This window comes from Nitrobacter sp. MLSD-S21, assembly GCF_058809865.1.
In genome coordinates this window covers 453,057-471,810 of sequence record NZ_JBXASZ010000001.1, presented here as the reverse complement: position 1 = coordinate 471,810, position 18,754 = coordinate 453,057, and the positions used below count along the sequence as shown (strand labels likewise).

Genomic DNA, 18,754 nt, shown 5'->3' with positions numbered 1-18,754 from the left:
CTTCAAAATTCAAACGATTGCAGTCTCTTGGCAAAGGCTTTTGATGCAGAGCGGTAATCCCGGTTCTGCATCAATGCCCCGCTTTATTGCGAACGCGGCGCTTGCGGACCGGCGGGCGCCGGCGGGGCCGGCTGGTCCGATTGTTTCAGCGAATCGAGAAGGCCGCCGCCGGAGGGCGGAGTTACCGGGGTCGCGCCTCCTGCCGGCTGGGACTGCGACGCTGGGGCTCCATCCAGGATCGAACCCGGATTTTGATGGACGCCCGCAAGCCATGACAGGAACAGGCTGGTCACGAAAAAGCCAGCCGCAAGGAAGGCCGTAGTACGCGTCAGCAGATTCGCGGTGCCCCGGCTTGACATAAATCCGGCGCCGCCGCCCATGCCGAGGCCGCCGCCTTCGGACTTTTGCAGCAGCACGATGATGGTCAGTACCGAAACGATGATCAGGTGGATTACGATAACAACGGTCTGCATCTTGGCCTTCCATCACAGCGCGCGCCCGCCAGCCGGAGTCACGATCTTGCGGGGCTTGCTTGCGGGGCTTGAGAAGTTCGCCTGACGGACTCGCTGACACTGAAAGCGAACTTCTGAACCGCCACACTCGGCGGTATCTACACGATCAGGCGCGACGTTGTCACCCCCGCAGGGTCGCTGGGCACCACGAGATGAACGGTCAGGCAACGGCTTGGGCGATCCCAAGGAAATCTGCCGCCTTGAGGCTGGCGCCGCCGATCAACGCCCCGTTTACATTCGGAACCGCCAACAACTCCGCAGCGTTCGACGGCTTCACCGATCCGCCATAGAGGATACGAACTTTCGCCCCCTCCATGCTAAACCGTTCCGCGAGCTGTTCGCGGATAAATCTATGGACTTCCTGAACATCTTCTGATGTCGGCGTGCGTCCGGTGCCGATCGCCCAGACCGGCTCGTAGGCCACGACGAGATTGGTGGCGATCGCGCCGTCCGGCAGCGAACCCGTAAGCTGTTGTCCGACCACCTCAAGCGTCTGACCGGCATCACGCTGGTCCTGGGTTTCACCGACGCAGACGATGGCGATCAACCCCGCCCGCCAGGCGGCTTCGGTTTTTTGCCGCACCAGAGCGTCGGTCTCTGCATGATCGGCGCGGCGCTCGGAATGGCCGACGATGACGGCGGTGGCGCCCGCATCCGCCAGCATCTCGGCGGAAATATCGCCCGTATGAGCACCGGAGGGTTTGGGATGACAATCCTGCCCGCCGATCCGCACCGGTGAGCCCTGGACCGCACCCACAAACGCCAATACCAGCGTCGCCGGCGGACAGATCAGCAGATCGGCTTTTTGCGCGGGGCCGTCCGCACCTGCGATCATCTGGCCGAGCTCGCTGGCCGAAGCCTTGAGGCCGTTCATTTTCCAGTTTCCAGCAATCAGCGGTCGCAGCCCGGTCATGGATCTCTCATGGATGATTTTGACGTTGCGCCACCTCGGTATACCGGCGATCCGACGCCGAAGTTGGCGGACCTTGCTAGCAGAGGTTATCGGCCGGGGCCAGTCTCCGGTACCCGGTGCGGCTTATGGTCGAGGCGTTCCACTGAGGTTGCGACGGCGCGCTTGCCACTTTATGATGCGTTATCAACTCGGTGACGCCCTCGCGCGGCTTCCGCTCAGGTGCGACCCGCTTCCCTCCTACAAAAGACGGACCCATGCTTCGAGGAATACGCAACGCCTCATCAAACTGGCTCGGCAAGGCCATCATGACGATCGTGATGGGCTTGTTGATCGTCGCCTTCGGCATCTGGGGCATCGCGGATATCTTTCATGGCTTCGGCCAGTCGTTGCTGGCTACGGTCGGCAGCACCGAGATTTCGACCGAGCAGTTTCGGCAAATCTACACCGACCGTCTGCAACAGATCGCACGCCAGTTCGGCCGCGCGCTGCCTCCCGATCAGGTCAGGGCCCTCGGCCTCGACCGTCAGATTTTGCAGCAAGTGATTGCGGAAGCTGCGCTCGATGAGGACGCCCGGCGCAAGGGCCTCGCAGTTTCGGATAAGGAAATCAGCCGCCAGATCATGACCGATCCCAACTTCAAGGGGGCTCATGACGCCTTCGATCCGGCGCGCTTCGCCGGCCTGATCCGACAGCTGGGGTACACCGAGCAACGCTATGTCGCCGAGCAGCGGCATACGACGCTGCGTCGCCAGATCGCGGGAACGGTGACGGCCGGCGTCGAACCTTCAACGAAGTTGCTGGAGGCGCTGAACCGCTTCCAGAACGAGCAACGGACCATCGATTACGTCAAGCTCGGCGCGGCACAGGCCGGAAGCATCGATCCTCCCACGGCGGACCAATTGTCCAGTTATTTCAACGCCCACAAGGTGCAGTTCCGCGCGCCGGAATATCGCAAGATCGCATTGGTGATGCTGACGCCCGAGGAGGTCGCCAAATGGACGGCGGTGTCCGACGACGACACCAGAAAGGTCTATGAGGAACGCAAGAACAAGCTGTCCACGCCCGAACGGCGGCAACTCCGGCAGATCATGTTCCCCAACATCACAGACGCTCAGGCCGCACGGGAGAAGATCACCAGCGGCGCGTCATTCGACGATATCGCCAAGGAGCGCGGCCTTGCAGCGTCCGACATCGACCTTGGTACGATCCCGAGATCCGAGATCGTTGATCCCGCCATCGCCAACGCAGGGTTTGCGATGAAGACCGACGAAATCAGTCAGCCGATCCAGGGCAAATTCGGTGTCGCGCTGATCAAGGTCGGCCGCATCGAGCCAGGAAATCAGCCGACGTACGAAAGCGTTGCCGAAAAACTGAAGCACGATGTCGCGGTTGAACGCGCGCGCTCCGAGATCAACAACCTCCACAATAAAATGGAGGACGAGCGCGGCGGCGGCGCAACCGTCATCGAGGCCGCCAAGAAGCTTGGACTGACCGCGGTCACTATCGAGGCCGTCGACCGGTCGGGACGTGCACCGGACGGCAAACCCGTTACAGGGCTTCCGCAGGGAGTCGACCTGATCGCGCAGGCATTCGCCAGCGATGTCGGCGTCGACAACGAAACGCTGCAACTCGGTAATAATGGTTTCGTTTGGTTTGACCTTCTCGGCGTCACACCCTCGCGCGACCGTACCCTCGACGAGGTCAAGGACAAGGTCGAGGCGGGGTGGCGCGACGACCAGATCAGCGGCCGTCTACTAACCAAGGCCACGGACATGGTCCGCAAGCTCGACCAGGGCGGCAAGCTCGCCGACGAGGCAGCCGGACTCGGTCTCAAGGTCGAAAGCGCGAGTGCTATTAAACGCGACGCCACAACGACCGAATTGCCTGCCGCCGTGGTCGCCGCCGCATTCCGCGTCGTCAAAGGCGGAGCCGGCCAGGCTCCGGGCGCGGGTCACGAGGAATGGATCGTTTTCCGCGTCACCGACGTGACGGTGCCGCCGCTCAATCTTGCCTCCGATGAGATGAAGAAGCTGCGTGAGGGCATCCAGCGCAGCCTGTCGGATGAATATGTCGGCCAGTACATCGTCAAGCTCGAAGGCGAGATTGGCACCACGATCAACCAGGCGGCCGTGGCGCAAATCATCGGCGCCAGCAACTTCTGACGGGGACCGACGCGCTCCCGTATTCCGAAAGCATCCGATGGACGATCTCAAGGTTCTCATTGGAAAAGTCGCTACCGGCGCGACTCTGACGCGTGAGGAAGCTGCATCCGCGTTCGACCGTATGATGTCCGGCGAAGCAACGCCCTCGCAAATGGGCGGGATTTTGATGGCGCTGCGCGTGCGCGGCGAAACCGTCGACGAAATCACCGGGGCGGTCTCGGCGATGCGATCGAAGATGCTGCGAGTCAAAGCGCCCACGGACGCGGTCGATGTGGTTGGCACCGGTGGCGACGGCTCAGGCTCAGTGAATGTCTCAACCTGCGCGTCGTTCATTGTCGCAGGTGCCGGCGTGCCCGTCGCCAAGCACGGCAACCGCGCGCTATCCTCTAAATCCGGAGCTGCCGACTGCCTCGCTGCGCTCGGCATCAAGATCGACCTCACCCCTGAACAGGTGGGCCGCTGCGTCAACGAGGCCGGCATCGGCTTCATGTTCGCACCATCGCACCATCCCGCGATGAAGAATGTCGGCCCGACACGCGTCGAACTCGCGACCCGCACCATCTTCAATCTGCTGGGGCCACTGTCCAATCCCGCCGGCGTCAGGCGGCAGATGGTTGGCGTGTTCTCGCGGCAATGGGTGCAACCGCTGGCGCAGGTGCTGAAGAACCTCGGTTCCGAATCGGTATGGGTCGTTCACGGCTCGGATGGCTTGGATGAGATCACCCTCACCGGCCCGACCTTCGTGGCCGCACTCGAGAACGGCAGTATCCGCTCGTTCGAGGTGACGCCGGAGGACGCGGGATTGTCGCGCGCGGGTGGCGATGCGCTGAAAGGCGGCGACGCCGAAGCAAACGCAATTTCCTTACGCGGGGTGCTCGAAGGCAAACCCGGCGCCTTCCGCGATGTCGCCCTGCTCAACGCGGCGGCGGCCCTGATCGTCGCGGGCAAGGCGAAAGACCTGAAGGAGGGCATCGCGCTTGGCACGAAATCACTCGACGGCGGCGGCGCCATGAACAAGCTGAAGCAGCTGGTTGCGGTTTCCAACGGGTAAGGACGGTGACGTGGCCGACATCCTGATCAGGATCGAAACCTATAAGCGCGAGGAGATTGCGAGCGCAAAGCGCGCACGTTCCCTCAGTGACGTCACGGCCGCCGCAAAAGCCGCTTCGCCGCCGCGCGGCTTCGTCCAAGCCATCCGCAGCAAGCTCTCCAAGGGAGAATATGCCCTGATCGCCGAGGTCAAGAAGGCCTCGCCCTCGAAGGGCTTGATCCGCGCCGACTTCGATCCGCCTTCCCTCGCCCACGCCTATGAGTCCGGCGGTGCCGCTTGCCTCTCCGTTCTCACCGATGCGCCATCATTTCAGGGCCATCTCGACTTCATGGTCGCCGCCCGCGCCGCGACGTCGCTGCCGGTGCTGCGCAAGGATTTCATGTTCGACACTTATCAGGTTGTCGAGGCGCGGGCGCATGGAGCGGACTGCATCCTGATCATCATGGCCGCGCTCGACGATGCTGCAGCGAAAGACATCGAGGCGGCTGCGCTCGAACTCGGCATGGATGTGCTGCTCGAAATTCATAGCCGCGAGGAGTTGGATCGTGCGCTCAAGCTGCGTTCGCCGATGATCGGAGTTAACAATCGCAATCTGCGCACGTTTGAGACGACGCTCGAAACCAGCGAAGCGCTGGCGCCTCACATTCCGAAAGATCGGCTGATGGTGGGAGAAAGCGGTATCTTCACGCCGGACGATCTCGCGCGGCTCGAACGGGTTGGCATCTCCACCTTCCTGGTCGGCGAAAGCCTAATGCGGCAAGCCGACGTCACCGCCGCAACCCGCACGCTGCTCAAGCATGCGTAGCCTCGTCTTGCTTCCTTCTCCCCTTTTGTTAGCTGATCCCGGCACGCTATAGCGCTGTCCGGGTGAGGATGGCGGCTGCACCACGCGGTTGCGAACGAGGTCGGCGAAAATCTCGCTTGCCTGTGTCGTCTCCAATTCGATTAGAACTGTGAAGCCGATCCCAGGCAGGCGACAACGCCACACCGTCAAGGCCATTGACCGCCGCAATCTACTTCTCGGAACATCGGCACTATTCCATACCCGCGACGGACCGCAGTATCGCGGTCCGTCGCCAACCGTTGTGCTGGTCAGTTCTTGCTCGGATTCCCTATTGTCAGCTTTTCCATCACATCGCCGACGGTGAAGCTTGCCGCTTTGGCGCGCGGAGGGAACTCCTTGAAGCTTTCGATGTATTTCGCGACGACAGCCTGCGCGGGCACCAGCAGGAAAGTCCGGTCGATTAACCACTTGCCATAGTTGATGCTGTCATCGCCCTTCTCGAATGGATCGGCGCGCAGATTGTACAGTTTGGGCGCGCGCAGTTTGGTGAACTGGCCCGTCCACGGTCCCATGGGAGCCTTTGGAGTGAGCTCCGTGTTCTGCTCCAAAAACGACGCCTTCCAATTGCCCACCCGCAACGCCATCAGGTCACCATCGTCGCTCCAATAGAGGAACTCTTTGCGCGGCGATTCTTTCACCTCGCCCTTGAGGAAGGGCAGCAAGTTAAATCCATCGAGATGAACCTTGAAGCTCTTACCGTTGAGCGTTGAGCCCGTCCTGAGCTTTTCGACCAGGTCTGGATCACCATTGGCCGCCGCGAACGTCGGGATGAAGTCCTCGTGCGCGCAGATGTCGTTGACCACAGTTCCGTGCTGGATCACGCCCGGCCATTTGATCAGGCAAGGCACCCGGAAAGCGCCTTCCCAATTGGTAGCTTTTTCGCCCCGGAATGGCGTCGACCCACCGTCAGGCCACGTGAACGCCTCCGCGCCATTGTCGGTGGTGTAGACGACGATGGTGTTCTCAGCGATACCCAAATCATCGACGAGCTTCAGCAATTCGCCAACCATGCCATCATGCTCGACCATGCCGTCCGGATAGACGCCAAGGCCGGTCTTGCCCTGCGACGCCGCCTTCAGATGCGTGAAGATGTGCATCCGCGTCGAGTTGAAATAGCAGAACCACGGCTTGTCGGCCTTGTGCTGCCGGTTGATGAAGTCCTTGGCAGCGTCAAGAAACTCCTGGTCGATCGTCTCCATGCGCTTGGTGTTGAGCGGACCGGTATTCTCGATCTTGCCATCGGCGGTCGACTTGATGACGCCGCGCGGTCCGAACTTCTTCCGGAACTCCGGATTCTTGGGATAGTCAGGGTTCTCCGGCTCCTCCTCGGCATTGAGGTGATAGAGGTTGCCGAAAAACTCATCGAAGCCGTGCGCGGTCGGAAGATGCTCGTCGCGGTCGCCGAGGTGGTTCTTGCCGAATTGGCCGGTGGCATAACCGTATGTCTTAAGAACGTCTGCGACGCTGGGATCATGCGGCCCGAGACCAAGTTCTGCACCAGGCAGACCGACCTTGGTGAGGCCGGTGCGAACCGGCGTCTGTCCGGTGATGAAAGCAGCGCGGCCAGCGGTGCAGCTCTGCTGGCCATACCAGTCAGTAAAAACGGCGCCTTCCTTGCCGATCCGGTCGATGTTGGGCGTGCGATAGCCCATAACGCCCATGTTGTAGGCGCTGACATTGAACCAGCCGATGTCGTCGCCCATGATGAACAGGATGTTTGGTTTCTTGCCACCGGCCGGCCCATTTGATGGAGACGCCGGCTTGGTCCTGTGTGCCTGCGCCATGGCTTCCGATGTCAGTGCCGCGGCTACGACCAGCGATGACGAGCCAAGCAGCATGGCGCGGCGATTGAAGGTTGACGCGTTAGGGCCAGCAACATGACCCTTATTCTTTTCTTCCCTGCTCATTTGAAACTCCTGAACGTTTGAAAACAGTACGATGATTGGGTGAAGAAAGCCTGCGTTCGAGCTTGTGAGATTGTGAGTGCCCCTATTATCTGGCCGGCTTGCGCCAACTCTCGGTTGACGCTTTCGGAATACCCATCGGATTGATGTGCTGAGGCAACTGCCGCTTTGCGCCGCGACTGGCCACCTGCCTACGCAAGTTGCGGCGCGCGGCCCCAACTCGCCACAGCAAGCGGCGTGACGACCATTCACCGGCGTTGCGGTGCGACGCGAACAATTGTTGCTCGATCGATCCGATTTCGGAGTCGAGCACGGGATCGGCCGCTGCGGCCTTAAAAGCTTTGATCGTGCGATCTGACGCAACGGGTTCGAACCGTTGCAGCCAGTCAAGCATTGCAAAGTACACCGTGCGAGCATCGCCGCTGCCTGCTACGCGGCGAAGGCGACGGAACGACCAGGCTTCGGATTGCAGATATGTCTTCCGCCGCTGCTGATACGCTGCCGTGATCGATCTTGCCGCGGCCGGCGCGAACCAGGCGATCACGGCAAATGCGGTTGCAATCAGCGCTGCCAGCAGCCAGTGCTCGGCAATACCATCGCGAACGGCGGACCAATTCCATCGCGCGCGGGCTCCGTCGGAAATTGTCCCTTGCGCGGCCGGATTAGCAACGACCTGGAATGACATCGCGTCCAGGTGCGCCGTCTCCACTTTGCCTGCGCCGACATTCCACCATCCGATGTCGATTGCCGGCAAACTGAATTGACCCGATTGTTGCAGCATGTGCGTGACCTGATCGATACGGCGCGACACAAGCACCCCGGTTCGGGAATCGTACTTGTCCTGGAACTCCGGTTGTGCCGGATAAGCTTCGGCTACAGGCGAGCGGACAAGAGGCAGAGGCGGCAACAGCATCGCCGGCGTGCCGTCGGCTTCGATCGTGACGGTGCGGACAACGGAGTCGCCGACCTTGAGATGATCGGACGAAGGCTTGATCTCCTGGTGAACAACAAGCCGTTGGGCGGAGACGAATGGATCGAGCGCCTGCGCCGCATCGGGAATGACTGCCTGGAACGACAAAGACGGAATGCGCACAACCGTCTCGCGCGAGTCTGGAGGGTCGACCGCGTAAGTAACTGTCATCGACCGCTCCGAAATGGCGTAAGCGCCCGGCTCTTGCGGATAGAGCAGAAATTCGTACCGCACTCCGGCAAAGCTCACGCCGTCTACCTGTTCCGACATGTTGATCGTCGACCCGTCATGCGTGACGGCATTGCGGATCTGGAATGCCGGCAGCACCGGCGGCTTTGTCATGTAGTTGGGCACCAGAACGTCGAGGGTCAGCGTCGCGCTCTGGCCGACGACGACCGTCGCGGGATCGAGCTTGGCGCGCACGATCGGCTCAGTAGCCACAGTTTGTTGCGCATCTGCGTTAGCGACAGACAGCGCAAATAGCGCGAATGCGGCCAGTGTTCTCATCGCGGCGAACTCCCGACCGGCGTTGAGCCGCTGTTCGCCTGTATCGCGAACTTCAGTTTGAGGAAATCCGCCGGCGTCGTCTGCACCTGACGCATCCAGGCGTCGGCGGCGCCAGCTGTCGTCATGTCGTTCGGTGCAACTTTTATGCGTTTGCCACCCTTCTGCTTTTCGTCGATCTTGGTTTCATCGGGCTTGAGATCAGGCGGGGCGGCGTCTTGTTGCTCATCCTTGCGCCGTTTTTCCTCGGCAGCCTCAAAAGCTTTCTTGACGATGGCGAGGTTAGTCTTTGCCGCGACGTTGTCTGGCTGCTGCGCCAATACGTCGTCGTAGGCTTTGATCGCCTTCTCGTAGGCATGGTTTTGTGCCTCGGCATTGCCGAGTGCGAAACGGCCTTCGACCGTCTCGACCTTCCGAAAGGCCTCCGCGGCAGCCAGAAAATCGTAGGCGCGATAGGCGGCGATTCCACGCCACATCGGATCGGCAAACAGTTTTGACGCGCTCGCATAGTCGCCGCGGTCGAAGGCAATGCGTCCTTGCTGATCCGGCGTCAACCAAAGGCTCGCGAAGCGTGCCAGCGCTTCGGCGGGCTGCGCCTTGGCTGGGTGTCCATATAGCAGGAAGAGTACCAAGACCCATTGCACCGTCATGCCCCGGCGAAACCAGAGCGCACCGAGCAGCACTATCGGCCAAAGCAACCAAAATCCCTCGTCACGCCAGCGCGTTCCACTTTCTTCCGCCTGGGCGCTCTCGAATTGGGTGTCGATACGGCGCTCCAAAGCTTGGATGTCCGACTTGTCGACGGTGACCTCAACGTTGTCGACTGGGATACCAGCGGTGTCCTGCGGCGGTCTGACGCTAAGCATCACCACGCCGTTGCGGCCTGCGGCCTTTCGCATTTCGCTTGCATCCGTGGTTCCGACGCCATCGGCTACCAAGAGAACAGTCCCCGCAACCGGTTCGCCTTGAAGAGACGTTGCGGCAAGTGCGAGAGCCGCGACTGGGTTTTTACCCTGCACCGGCATCAAGCCGGGCGTCAGCGCCGCCAGAAACGGCTCGATGACGCGGCGATCATCGGTCAGCGGCATGACGAGATGCGCGCTGCCGGCGTAGGCGATGAGGCCGGTGCGGGCGCTGCCTCGCGCGGCAAGCATGTCGAGGATCTTCTGCTTGGCACGCTCCAGCCGCATCGGAGCAACGTCGGACTGCCCCATCGATGCAGAAACATCCAGCGCGATCATCAATGGCGCTTTGTCCTCGACAAAGGGCGGCAACTCGCGCCGCCACGTCGGCCCGGCGAGCGCGACGGCGCCTAGTCCTAACGCCAGCGCAACAAGATAGGAGGGTTTGATATGCCACCGCCGCTGCGGCGTAACGATCATGTGCTTCAGCAGGCTGGGTGCAATGACGCCTCGCCATTGCAGATCGACACTGTCTCGCCGTGAGATAAGCGCCAGGATCAGCCCGGTTGGCACGAGCGCGAGCAGCCACCACGGCCGAAGGAATGAAATGCTTCGACCGCCTGCTCAAGCATCGCTAGGCGCTCCGAAAGTCAGGCCGCGCAGCAGCAATACCGTCCAAAGTCCGAGACCAAGCACCACGGCTACACCGAGCGGCCACTGGAACAGCGGCAGCTTCGGCCTCCAGCTCTCGGTTTGCACCTTTACCGGCGCAAGCTTGTCGATGTCGGCATAGATCGCTCCGAGCTGCTCGCCGTTCTCGGCGCGGAAAAACCGTCCGCCCGTCGTGCTCGCCACTTCGCGGAGCGCCGGCAGATCGACGCGGTTTTCGCCGGAGGCTTCAGTATCCCCGACGCCGATCGTGTAGATCGTGAGTCCGCGCTGCTGGGCGATCTCAGCGGCATGCACAGGCGGCACCCGGCTTGCCGTATCGTTGCCGTCGGTGAGCAGGATCAGCACGCGCTGCTTCGTTTTGCTCGTATCAAATGTCTTGATCGCCAAGCCGATGGCGTCGCCGATGGCCGTCTGCTCGCCCGCCATGGCGACTGCGGTCTGATCTAACAGCATCTGGACAGTCTGCAGATCCTGCGTGAATGGCGCCTGCACAAAGGCGCGCGTCCCGAACAAGATCAAGCCAATGCGATCGCCTTTACGGCGGGCGATAAAGTCGCGAACGACCTGCTTCACGCCATCGAGCCGCTGCAGCATCTTCTGGTCGGGCGCCTTGAAGTCGGGCTGGCTCATCGAGCCGGAGATATCGATCGCCAACATCATGTCACGCGCCGCGATTTTATGCGTGATCGGATCGCCGACCCATTGAGGGCGCGCCAGCGCGGAAACCATCAGCAGCCAAATGATGACGGCAACAATCATCTGCAGGGGCAAGCGCCGCAAGATCACCGCGCCGGGCTGCGGCTTCTGCCCGGTCGCCTCGGCGACACGGGCGAAAAACGGAATCTGGACCGATGAGCGGCGCTCCCGATAAGGCGGCAACAGCCACCAGGCCAACAACGGCAGCGGCAAAAGGGCGAAGGCCCAAGGCCAGGCAAATTCAAGCATGGTGCGCCTTGATCCAGTGCCGGATAATACCGAAAAGCGCGCGGGGATCGTCAGCGATCGGCTGATAGGCTTCGCGCGCCAGCACTCGCCCCACACCCTCGGAAAAGTCTCGCGTGTTAGCGGTTCGGTCAAGAAACGCCAGCCATGCCTGGCCAGCCAGCGATGCGACCTGTCCCCGCGGAAAAGCAGCCAGCGCGGTGCGGCGGATCAACGACGCCAACGCGATGGACGTGCCGGCAGGATTCTCCGGATTCCACGTGCGTTGAATAGCCGCAAGCTCGGTCAGCGCCGCTCGACGATAGCGGTTGCGATACCACCAATAGGTCAGCCGCCACAGACCAAAGAGAAGGCCGGCCGTGGCAACGGCCAGCGCAATCCGCAGCGGCCATGTCTGGGGCCAAAGACTGATCGCCGGCGGCAGCGGAATGTCGATCAGGCCGGCGACTGGATCGGGTTGTGGAGAACTAGCCAAGGCTCGCCTCCGGAGATGGTGGATTTCCGCCTCCCCCGCCGCCGCCGCCCGGCAAACGGCCCATCAGGCGGCGCAGTTGAGGGGCGGTTTTCTCTGCAGCGCTCAGAGGCAACACCGGCACACCGATCTCGCGCGTCCACGCGAACACGTTACGCAGCCGCGCGTCAGTCGCCTCCTGAATGCCTTTGCGAACACTGTCACGGCCGACCTCCAGCATGATTTGCAATTCACCGTCGGTGACCGTCATGCGTGCCGATGAGGGCAGATCGCTTTGCAGCGGGTCGTGGACCAGCAACGCCACCACGCTGTTGTGCTGCGCCATGCCGCCGACCAAACGCTTGGTCGTGTCGTCGGCGCCATCGAAGTCACTGATGACAATGACGGTCGAGTCATGCACCGCGAGCCGCCGCGCTCGGTCGAGCGCACGATTGATCATTGCCGGTGCGCCCGAAAGGCCGCGCCCAACGCCGAGCGCCTGGTTCTGCCCAACGATATGCCCCAGCAGTTCGAGCACGTTCCGGCGGCTTCGTTGCGGCCGCACCTCGGCAAGTTCCGAGTCATTGAAAATGATGCCGCCAATGCGGTCACCCGCCGCGAGAATTCGCCAAGCGGCCAACGCCGCAGCCTGTGCGGCCGTCACTGACTTCATGGCGAAGCGGCTACCGAAGAACATTGATAGCCGCTGGTCGACCACGAGCAAGCCTTGGCGGTCGCGCTCTTCGTTGAACACGCGAACGTGGGGCTGCTGTAAACGCGCCGTCACCTTCCAGTCGATCGAGCGCACGTCGTCGCCGGGACGATAGTCTCTGATTTCCTCGAAGTTGAGCCCTCGCCCACGCATCCGCGATGCGTATCGGCCCGACAACAGGCTGTGGACAGGTTGACGAGGAAGAAACGAGACCCGGTGGCCTCGTTGCTCCAGCGCGATCAACTCGCCGAGATCGACATAGACGCCGGGAACCGCCGCTGCGCTCGCTGCCGGCATCGCATGCTCCTCACACCGGCGCCACCAGCGACGCGATTTTGTCGATGGCCTGATCGGCGGTGACGCCTTCGGATAAAGCCTCGTAGGTGAGGATCAGCCGGTGCCGCAGGCAGTCGTGCATCACCGCTCGGATATGATCGGGCGTCACAAACGATTGGCCGTCGAGCCGCGCGCGCACCCGCGCGCAGCGGTCGAGCGCAAGGCTGCCCCGCGGACTCGCGCCGACCTGAATCCATTTGCTGAGCGGCTCCTTGTAGCGCGCCGGAAACCGCGTGGCGAAGATGATGTCGACCATGTAGCGCTGCGCAGCATCCGACACGAAAACACCGTCGATCTCGCGCCGCGCGTCGAAGATTGCCTGCTGCGGCACCGCGGCAGGCTCCGCTGCTTTTTCCTTTGACGCTTGCGCGACTTCCTCGCGGTTGAGCTTGATGATCGCGCCCTCGACGTCCTCGTCTGGATAGGTGATGACGACGTGCATCAAGAACCGGTCGAGCTGCGCCTCCGGCAGCGGATAGGTGCCTTCCTGCTCAATCGGGTTCTCGGTCGCGAGTACCATGAACAGCTCGGGCATCTTGTAGGTCTTGCCGGCGACGGTGACCTGCCGCTCCTCCATCGCTTCGAGAAGCGCCGACTGCACCTTGGCAGGCGCTCGGTTGATCTCGTCTGCCAGCACGAGGTTGGCGAAGATCAGCCCCTTCTGAAACTGGAACTGCCCGCCCTTGTCGGTCTGCGCGTAAATCTCCGCACCGGTGACATCGGACGGGAGCAGGTCCGGCGTGAACTGCACACGCGACAGATCAGCAGCGAGATTTTTGGCCAGGGACTTCACCGCGCGCGTCTTCGCGAGGCCGGGCAGACTTTCGATCAAAAGATTGCCGTTGCCGAGTAACCCGATCAACATGCTTTCGATCAGATGATCCTGGCCGAGGACGGATTTGCCGATACGCACCTTCAGGTCGAGGATGGCGTCACGGGCAGCGGATGAGCTCACTTTTACGGGCGCCGCACCGGTGGGAGGGCTCGCTACGCTCGCATCAGCCATCGGTTTGTTCCCTTCGACAAATAACGTACATGCTGGCCGGCATCATTGCCCGGCCAGCATGTGGTATTTCGGCTCTCAGCGTGTCTTAATACTTTCCAGATCTTTGAGCCGCTTCATCGCATCTTGCTGGCGCAGCAACGTATAGTTGATGCCGCCCGCATTGAGTGAGTTGCCTGTTTGGTACGGGTACTGATCGAAGTCGCTGAAGAACTCCTTGACCTTCGCCTGAACAGGTACGAGCAGCCAGATGTTGCGCGCAAGGAATTCGATGGCGCCACCTCCTTCTTCAAGCCCTCTCTCGTAGGGATCCATTCGCAGGTTGGTGATTAACGCCCATGCTGATGTCTCGCGAACGCCTGTTGCGATGTTACCTTTCGCTGTCGCGAAGCTCAGCTTCCAATCATTCCAACGGATCGCATTCAGGTTGCCGCCTTGGTCGAAGTAGTAGATCGTGTCGCGCGGCGGCTCCTTCGTTTCTCCCTTGAGGAACGGCAGGAAGTTGTAGCCGTCGAGATGAACCTTGAAGGTCTTGTTGCCGGCGTGGAATCCGGTCTTCATCCGCTCCTTGAGATCGGGAATACCCGCCGCTGCAGCGAGCGTCGGCATCCAGTCGATCAGCGAAATGGGCTCGTTGATTTGCGTGCCGGGCTTCACAACGCCAGGCCAGCGAACCATCATCGGAATGCGCATGCCGCCTTCCCATGTTGTGCCTTTCTCGCTCTTGAACGGCGTCATCGCGCCATCCGGCCACAGCGCAATTTCGGCGCCGTTGTCCGTCGTGTAGAGCACGATGGTGTTGTCGGCGATGCCGAGGTCGTCGAGTTGCTTGAGCAGTTCTCCCACCATCCCGTCATGCTCGACCATGCCGTCGGCATGAATGCCTTTGCCGGTCTTGCCCAGGGACTCCTTTTTAAGATGGGTGAAGACGTGCATGCGCGTTGAATTGAACCACACGAAGAACGGCCGGTTGGCGCGCGCCTGACGGCCGATGAATCCTTGGCAGCGCCCAGGAACTCCTCGTCCACCGTCGGCATGCGCGCGACGTTCAGCGGACCAGTGTCCTCGATCTTGCCGTCCGCCGAAGATTTGATAACGCCACGGGGACCGTACTTTTTCCGGAATTCAGCGTCCTTCGGATAGAAGTAGCCCTCCGGCTCCTCTTCGGCGTTGAGGTGGTAGAGGTTTCCGAAGAACTCGTCGAAGCCGTGCTTGGTCGGCAAGTGCTCGTCACGGTCACCGAGATGGTTCTTGCCGAATTGGCCGGTCGCATAACCCTGCGTCTTCATGACGTCGGCGATGGTCGGCATCCAGTCCTGAATGCCGTGCGGGTCGCCCGGCATGCCGATAGTCAAAAGGCCGGTGCGGAACGGCTCCTGTCCGAGAATGAACGAGGCTCGCCCCGCGGTGCAGCTTTGCTGTCCGTAAGCATCGGTAAAGATCGCGCCTTCGTTCGCGATGCGGTCGATGTTCGGTGTGCGATAGCCCATCATGCCCATGGTATAGGCGCTGATCTGTGGAACGCCGATGTCGTCGCCGAAGATCACGAGGATGTTCGGCTTGCGGCCGGCCGCCGGCGCCGGGGGATGCCGCTGCGCCTGCGCCTGAGCGACGCGCGTGGACGCAGCAGCGCCGAGCGCCGCCGCTGCGAGCGACGTGCTGGCGAGCAAGAGCTTGCGACGATCCAGGGTGCCAATCTTCGACGTGTTCTGATGGTCCTTGCTCATCTTGTCCTCTCTTGAGTACCTTTGGATGAACTTTTCAACCAGCCAGCAATACGGCCGGCCAATCTATTGACGCGCTACTTCCACACTCACCATCTTGCTAACTGAACGATAATCAGCAGCCACCTCCCAACCGCCACTTTGTGACCGGTCGCCCTCACAAACTCTCTGAAGTGCCGATTGATGACAGGAGCACGGTCCATCCAAAAAGTGCCGACGGTAACCCGGTGCACCGCCGTCTCTTTCGGATAATGCTTGTCAGATCCCATGCGGAAGGTGCCGCCGGAAATTAAGATCATGCGGCTGTCACGAACCGCATTGCGAAGCGCAATATTGCTCACATTCAGCACGGACCACACCCACTGACATTAACGGGGCATCAGCGCATTTTTGTAACAAGCGTCTAAAATTAGAACCTTCAGTATCCGGAACAACATTAATCCTCAGAACCACCAGCCGTCCATACCTCTCTCAATCAATGCTGCGGCTCGTACGGGTTTTCGTTTGTCCGGCCGATGAAAACAGCCGAACATCAAACCTTATCAGCAACCCTGCCCTGCTCGACGTATCCTACGGTCGGCCAACGGCAATTAGATTTTGGCCTTCTAGCGAATGTGTGGTCTAGCGGCATCTCATCGGTGTTCGCACGAAACGATCCACTGCCGTCGTGAAATGACGATGCCGCGGAAGCAACCGTTCAACGCCTTGCTCAACAGGGACATGACAGCATTGGCGGCAACCGATCAGAAGGGCCTGCTGGAGCTCGTGGCAACGACACGTGTCGCCATGACAATAGATGGGTTCACAAAGAGCGCATCAGCAGATTCGAACAACCTGTCCTCAGATTCTTTTCTTTGCTTTCCAGAACGACATCTAAATTCTACAAAAGAGGCAAGTCGAAACTTGAAAAAGCAATCAGCCGTTTTGCTATCGATATGTAGCTTTATCCCGTTTCCAGATTTTAAAATCTTCACAAAGTGCTGAAACTATACGTTAAAATCTGGTCTTGAAAAAATAGCCTCTCCCCTCGTGAGAGAGGGAAGAACCAGCTCAGGATTTGATTGACATGGCAGACAAGAAAAACAAGACCGCCGGGAAACACAAACTCGCCCTCACCCACATCGACGTCAAAGGCGAGGCGCGGATGGTCGATGTCTCGGCAAAGCCCGCAACCGAGCGCGTCGCTGTCGCCGAGGGCCAGGTCGTCATGACCAAGGCGACGCTCGACTTGATTGAAAGCGGCAACGCCAAGAAGGGCGACGTGCTCGGCACCGCGCGCATTGCGGGCATCATGGCCGCCAAGCGCACTTCGGATTTGATCCCACTCTGCCATCCACTGGCGCTGTCGAAAGTCACGCTCGACATCGAGGCCGACAGGAGAATTCCGGGCTGCCGCGTCCGCGCAAGCGTCAAAGTCTCCGGCCCGACCGGAGTAGAGATGGAAGCCCTCACGGCGGTATCCGTCGCCTGCCTGACGATCTACGACATGATCAAGGCCGTGGAACGCGGCGTCCGGATCGAGGGCATTCACCTCGTCGAGAAAAAGGGCGGCAAGTCCGGCCACTATCTTGTGACGGATACCGCCTCAGAACCATAGCCGTCACGCGAACGCTTCGTTAAGCGGCATTTTGGCTCTTAGTACCGTTGTATGCGAGCCGCGAGTTCGGTAGATGTTTGACGCGCCCGCCAGGCGCATCGCGCCTAGCGCGTATTCCGCAAAAATGGATACCGGTTTTGCGATCAGAATACGCGCAAGCTATTGATTGAGGGGATTTTCTTACGGCTGATCGCACGGCCGGAAAATGCTCTAGGAGAATGGTCATGCCCCTGATGACGGTCGCCGACGCCCTTGCGGCTGTTCTTGCCGGAGTCGAACCGCTCCCGGAGGAACCCGTGGCTCTCGAATCCGCGCATCGCCGGGTGTTGGCGCGCGATCTCCCCTCGCGCCGGACTCAGCCGCCGGTCGCAATGTCGGCGATGGACGGCTATGCGGTGCGCGCAGCGGACATCGCGACAATTCCAGCGCGGCTACAGGTGATCGGTGAGATCGCTGCGGGACGGCCGCTCGAGCGCGCGCTGCAAACCGGCGAGGCCTTACGGATTTTCACCGGCGGCGTAGTGCCGGACAGCGCCGATACAGTCGTGATCCAGGAAGACACCGAACGCGACGGCAACCACGTCATCGTCAAGGAAGCCACTGCTCCCGGAAAGAACATTCGTCCTGCCGGCGTGGATTTTCGTGAGGGCGACGTCCTGATCCGGGCCAGCAGCCATCTCACCGACCGCCATCTTTCCCTTGCTGCCGGCATGAACTATCCGGACCTGCCGGTGCATCGCCGTCCCACAATAGCGATGCTCGCCACGGGCGACGAACTGGTCTTGCCGGGCGCGACGCCCGGTCCGGGCCAGATCATCTTGTCCAACGGCTACGCGCTTCGCGCACTCGCCCGAGGCGAAGGCGCCGAGGCGATCGACCTCGGTATCGCCGCCGACACAATGGACGCCACAACCGCCGCGATCCGCCGCGCCCGCGAGAGCGGCGCCGACATTCTGGTTACGACCGGCGGCGCGTCGGTCGGCGACCATGACTTCGTCAAGCGTGCGCTGGAGGCGGAAGGCGTGGAGATTGCGTTCTGGCGGATCGCACTGCGGCCGGGCAAGCCGATGATGCACGGACGTCTAGGCCCGATGCGGGTGATCGGCCTCCCCGGCAATCCCGTCTCGTCCTACATCTGCGCGTTTCTGTTCATGGTGCCGCTGATTCGCGCGCTATCGGGGCGTGAAGATGTGCACCACTGCATTGAACCGGCGCTGCTCGGCAGCGATGTTAGCGCCAATCAAGCCAGGCAGGATTATCTGCGCGCCCGACTCACACCCTCGACGGACGGCTTGCCGGTCGCGACGCCGATCGGGCATCAGGACAGCTCGCTGATGGGAAAACTCGCTGCGGCAGAGGCTCTCGTAATCCGCACGCCATTTGCGCCGGCCGCAAGCAAAGGCGAGCCCTGCGCCATCATTAAGCTTTCGCTGTCATAAAACGTCGCTTTGTTGACCTTAAATTAAAGGGTTGCGGAACACATATCGAACATATAGTGTATGTTCATGATTTGTTTCGAGGTTCGTGCCGCGGGGTTATAAGGGCTGCAGGCCCG

At 61.0% G+C, this 18,754-nt stretch carries 14 protein-coding genes and 2 pseudogenes; 5 read left to right on the top strand and 11 right to left on the bottom strand.

Going from position 1 to position 18,754, the window contains the following annotated elements; all coding sequences use genetic code 11:
* Positions 1 to 83: 83 nt before the first annotated feature.
* Positions 84 to 473 carry a preprotein translocase subunit SecG gene (gene secG, locus AC1RT6_RS02345; RefSeq protein ID WP_079446991.1) on the bottom strand — a complete coding sequence of 130 codons (390 nt, stop codon included), beginning with the start codon at positions 471 to 473 and terminating at the stop codon, positions 84 to 86.
* A gap of 199 nt (positions 474 to 672) precedes the next feature.
* Positions 673 to 1,425: a triose-phosphate isomerase gene (gene tpiA / locus AC1RT6_RS02340; RefSeq protein WP_472789998.1), complete on the bottom strand. Its 753-nt coding sequence runs from the start codon at positions 1,423 to 1,425 to the stop codon at positions 673 to 675.
* A gap of 254 nt (positions 1,426 to 1,679) precedes the next feature.
* Between tpiA and AC1RT6_RS02335 the strand changes: the two genes are divergently transcribed.
* The 3 genes from AC1RT6_RS02335 to trpC are packed head-to-tail and all read left to right on the top strand — an operon-like array spanning position 1,680 to position 5,443.
* The gene (locus AC1RT6_RS02335) at positions 1,680 to 3,587 is read left to right on the top strand and encodes a peptidylprolyl isomerase (RefSeq protein ID WP_079446993.1); all 1,908 of its coding nucleotides are present in this window, start codon (positions 1,680 to 1,682) and stop codon (positions 3,585 to 3,587) included.
* Between the two features lie 37 nt (positions 3,588 to 3,624).
* Positions 3,625 to 4,638: an anthranilate phosphoribosyltransferase gene (gene trpD, locus AC1RT6_RS02330; protein ID WP_079446994.1), complete on the top strand. Its 1,014-nt coding sequence runs from the start codon at positions 3,625 to 3,627 to the stop codon at positions 4,636 to 4,638.
* Between the two features lie 10 nt (positions 4,639 to 4,648).
* Positions 4,649 to 5,443, top strand: a complete 795-nt coding sequence (gene trpC / locus AC1RT6_RS02325; RefSeq protein ID WP_079446995.1) for an indole-3-glycerol phosphate synthase TrpC — start codon at positions 4,649 to 4,651, stop codon at positions 5,441 to 5,443.
* Between the two features lie 287 nt (positions 5,444 to 5,730).
* Here trpC and AC1RT6_RS02320 read toward each other — a convergent pair whose 3' ends face one another.
* From AC1RT6_RS02320 to AC1RT6_RS02280, 9 genes and pseudogenes are all read right to left on the bottom strand, one after another.
* The gene (locus tag AC1RT6_RS02320; RefSeq protein WP_079446996.1) at positions 5,731 to 7,389 is read right to left on the bottom strand and encodes an arylsulfatase; all 1,659 of its coding nucleotides are present in this window, start codon (positions 7,387 to 7,389) and stop codon (positions 5,731 to 5,733) included.
* 85 nt (positions 7,390 to 7,474) lie between these two features.
* Positions 7,475 to 8,863 carry a BatD family protein gene (locus AC1RT6_RS02315; RefSeq protein ID WP_079446997.1) on the bottom strand — a complete coding sequence of 463 codons (1,389 nt, stop codon included), beginning with the start codon at positions 8,861 to 8,863 and terminating at the stop codon, positions 7,475 to 7,477.
* Positions 8,860 to 10,335 carry a VWA domain-containing protein gene (locus AC1RT6_RS02310; protein ID WP_472790006.1) on the bottom strand — a complete coding sequence of 492 codons (1,476 nt, stop codon included), beginning with the start codon at positions 10,333 to 10,335 and terminating at the stop codon, positions 8,860 to 8,862. The genes AC1RT6_RS02315 and AC1RT6_RS02310 overlap by 4 nt, the downstream gene beginning before the upstream one ends.
* Before the next feature lie 51 nt (positions 10,336 to 10,386).
* On the bottom strand, positions 10,387 to 11,379 hold the full coding sequence (locus tag AC1RT6_RS02305) for a vWA domain-containing protein (protein ID WP_079446999.1): 993 nt from the start codon (positions 11,377 to 11,379) through the stop codon (positions 10,387 to 10,389).
* The gene (locus AC1RT6_RS02300; protein ID WP_201789017.1) at positions 11,372 to 11,851 is read right to left on the bottom strand and encodes a DUF4381 domain-containing protein; all 480 of its coding nucleotides are present in this window, start codon (positions 11,849 to 11,851) and stop codon (positions 11,372 to 11,374) included. Before AC1RT6_RS02300 ends, AC1RT6_RS02305 begins: the two co-directional genes overlap by 8 nt.
* Complete coding sequence (locus AC1RT6_RS02295; protein ID WP_079447001.1) at positions 11,844 to 12,836, bottom strand: DUF58 domain-containing protein; 993 nt, start codon at positions 12,834 to 12,836, stop codon at positions 11,844 to 11,846. Before AC1RT6_RS02295 ends, AC1RT6_RS02300 begins: the two co-directional genes overlap by 8 nt.
* Before the next feature lie 10 nt (positions 12,837 to 12,846).
* On the bottom strand, positions 12,847 to 13,881 hold the full coding sequence (locus tag AC1RT6_RS02290) for an AAA family ATPase (protein ID WP_472790009.1): 1,035 nt from the start codon (positions 13,879 to 13,881) through the stop codon (positions 12,847 to 12,849).
* Positions 13,882 to 13,956: 75 nt separating this feature from the next.
* Positions 13,957 to 15,605, bottom strand: a pseudogene (locus tag AC1RT6_RS02285) (arylsulfatase).
* 140 nt (positions 15,606 to 15,745) lie between these two features.
* Positions 15,746 to 15,901 (bottom strand): annotated as a pseudogene (locus tag AC1RT6_RS02280) (formylglycine-generating enzyme family protein); the annotation flags it as partial.
* A gap of 767 nt (positions 15,902 to 16,668) precedes the next feature.
* Here AC1RT6_RS02280 and moaC point away from each other — a divergent pair.
* Entirely contained in the window at positions 16,669 to 17,199 is a 531-nt protein-coding gene (gene moaC / locus AC1RT6_RS02275; protein ID WP_079447005.1) for a cyclic pyranopterin monophosphate synthase MoaC, read from the top strand.
* A 224-nt stretch (positions 17,200 to 17,423) separates the two neighbouring features.
* Entirely contained in the window at positions 17,424 to 18,638 is a 1,215-nt protein-coding gene (locus AC1RT6_RS02270) for a molybdopterin molybdotransferase MoeA (RefSeq protein ID WP_079447051.1), read from the top strand.
* Positions 18,639 to 18,754 lie beyond the last annotated feature (116 nt).

Coding starts and splice junctions, on each gene's coding strand:
- secG (WP_079446991.1), bottom strand. CDS start 473: ATGCAGACCGTTGTTATCGTAATCCACCTGATCATCGTTTCGGTACTG.
- AC1RT6_RS02320 (WP_079446996.1), bottom strand. CDS start 7,389: ATGAGCAGGGAAGAAAAGAATAAGGGTCATGTTGCTGGCCCTAACGCG.
- AC1RT6_RS02270 (WP_079447051.1), top strand. CDS start 17,424: ATGCCCCTGATGACGGTCGCCGACGCCCTTGCGGCTGTTCTTGCCGGA.
- AC1RT6_RS02290 (WP_472790009.1), bottom strand. CDS start 13,881: ATGGCTGATGCGAGCGTAGCGAGCCCTCCCACCGGTGCGGCGCCCGTA.
- AC1RT6_RS02305 (WP_079446999.1), bottom strand. CDS start 11,379: ATGCTTGAATTTGCCTGGCCTTGGGCCTTCGCCCTTTTGCCGCTGCCG.
- AC1RT6_RS02335 (WP_079446993.1), top strand. CDS start 1,680: ATGCTTCGAGGAATACGCAACGCCTCATCAAACTGGCTCGGCAAGGCC.
- AC1RT6_RS02295 (WP_079447001.1), bottom strand. CDS start 12,836: ATGCCGGCAGCGAGCGCAGCGGCGGTTCCCGGCGTCTATGTCGATCTC.
- trpD (WP_079446994.1), top strand. CDS start 3,625: ATGGACGATCTCAAGGTTCTCATTGGAAAAGTCGCTACCGGCGCGACT.
- moaC (WP_079447005.1), top strand. CDS start 16,669: ATGGCAGACAAGAAAAACAAGACCGCCGGGAAACACAAACTCGCCCTC.
- tpiA (WP_472789998.1), bottom strand. CDS start 1,425: ATGACCGGGCTGCGACCGCTGATTGCTGGAAACTGGAAAATGAACGGC.
- AC1RT6_RS02315 (WP_079446997.1), bottom strand. CDS start 8,863: ATGAGAACACTGGCCGCATTCGCGCTATTTGCGCTGTCTGTCGCTAAC.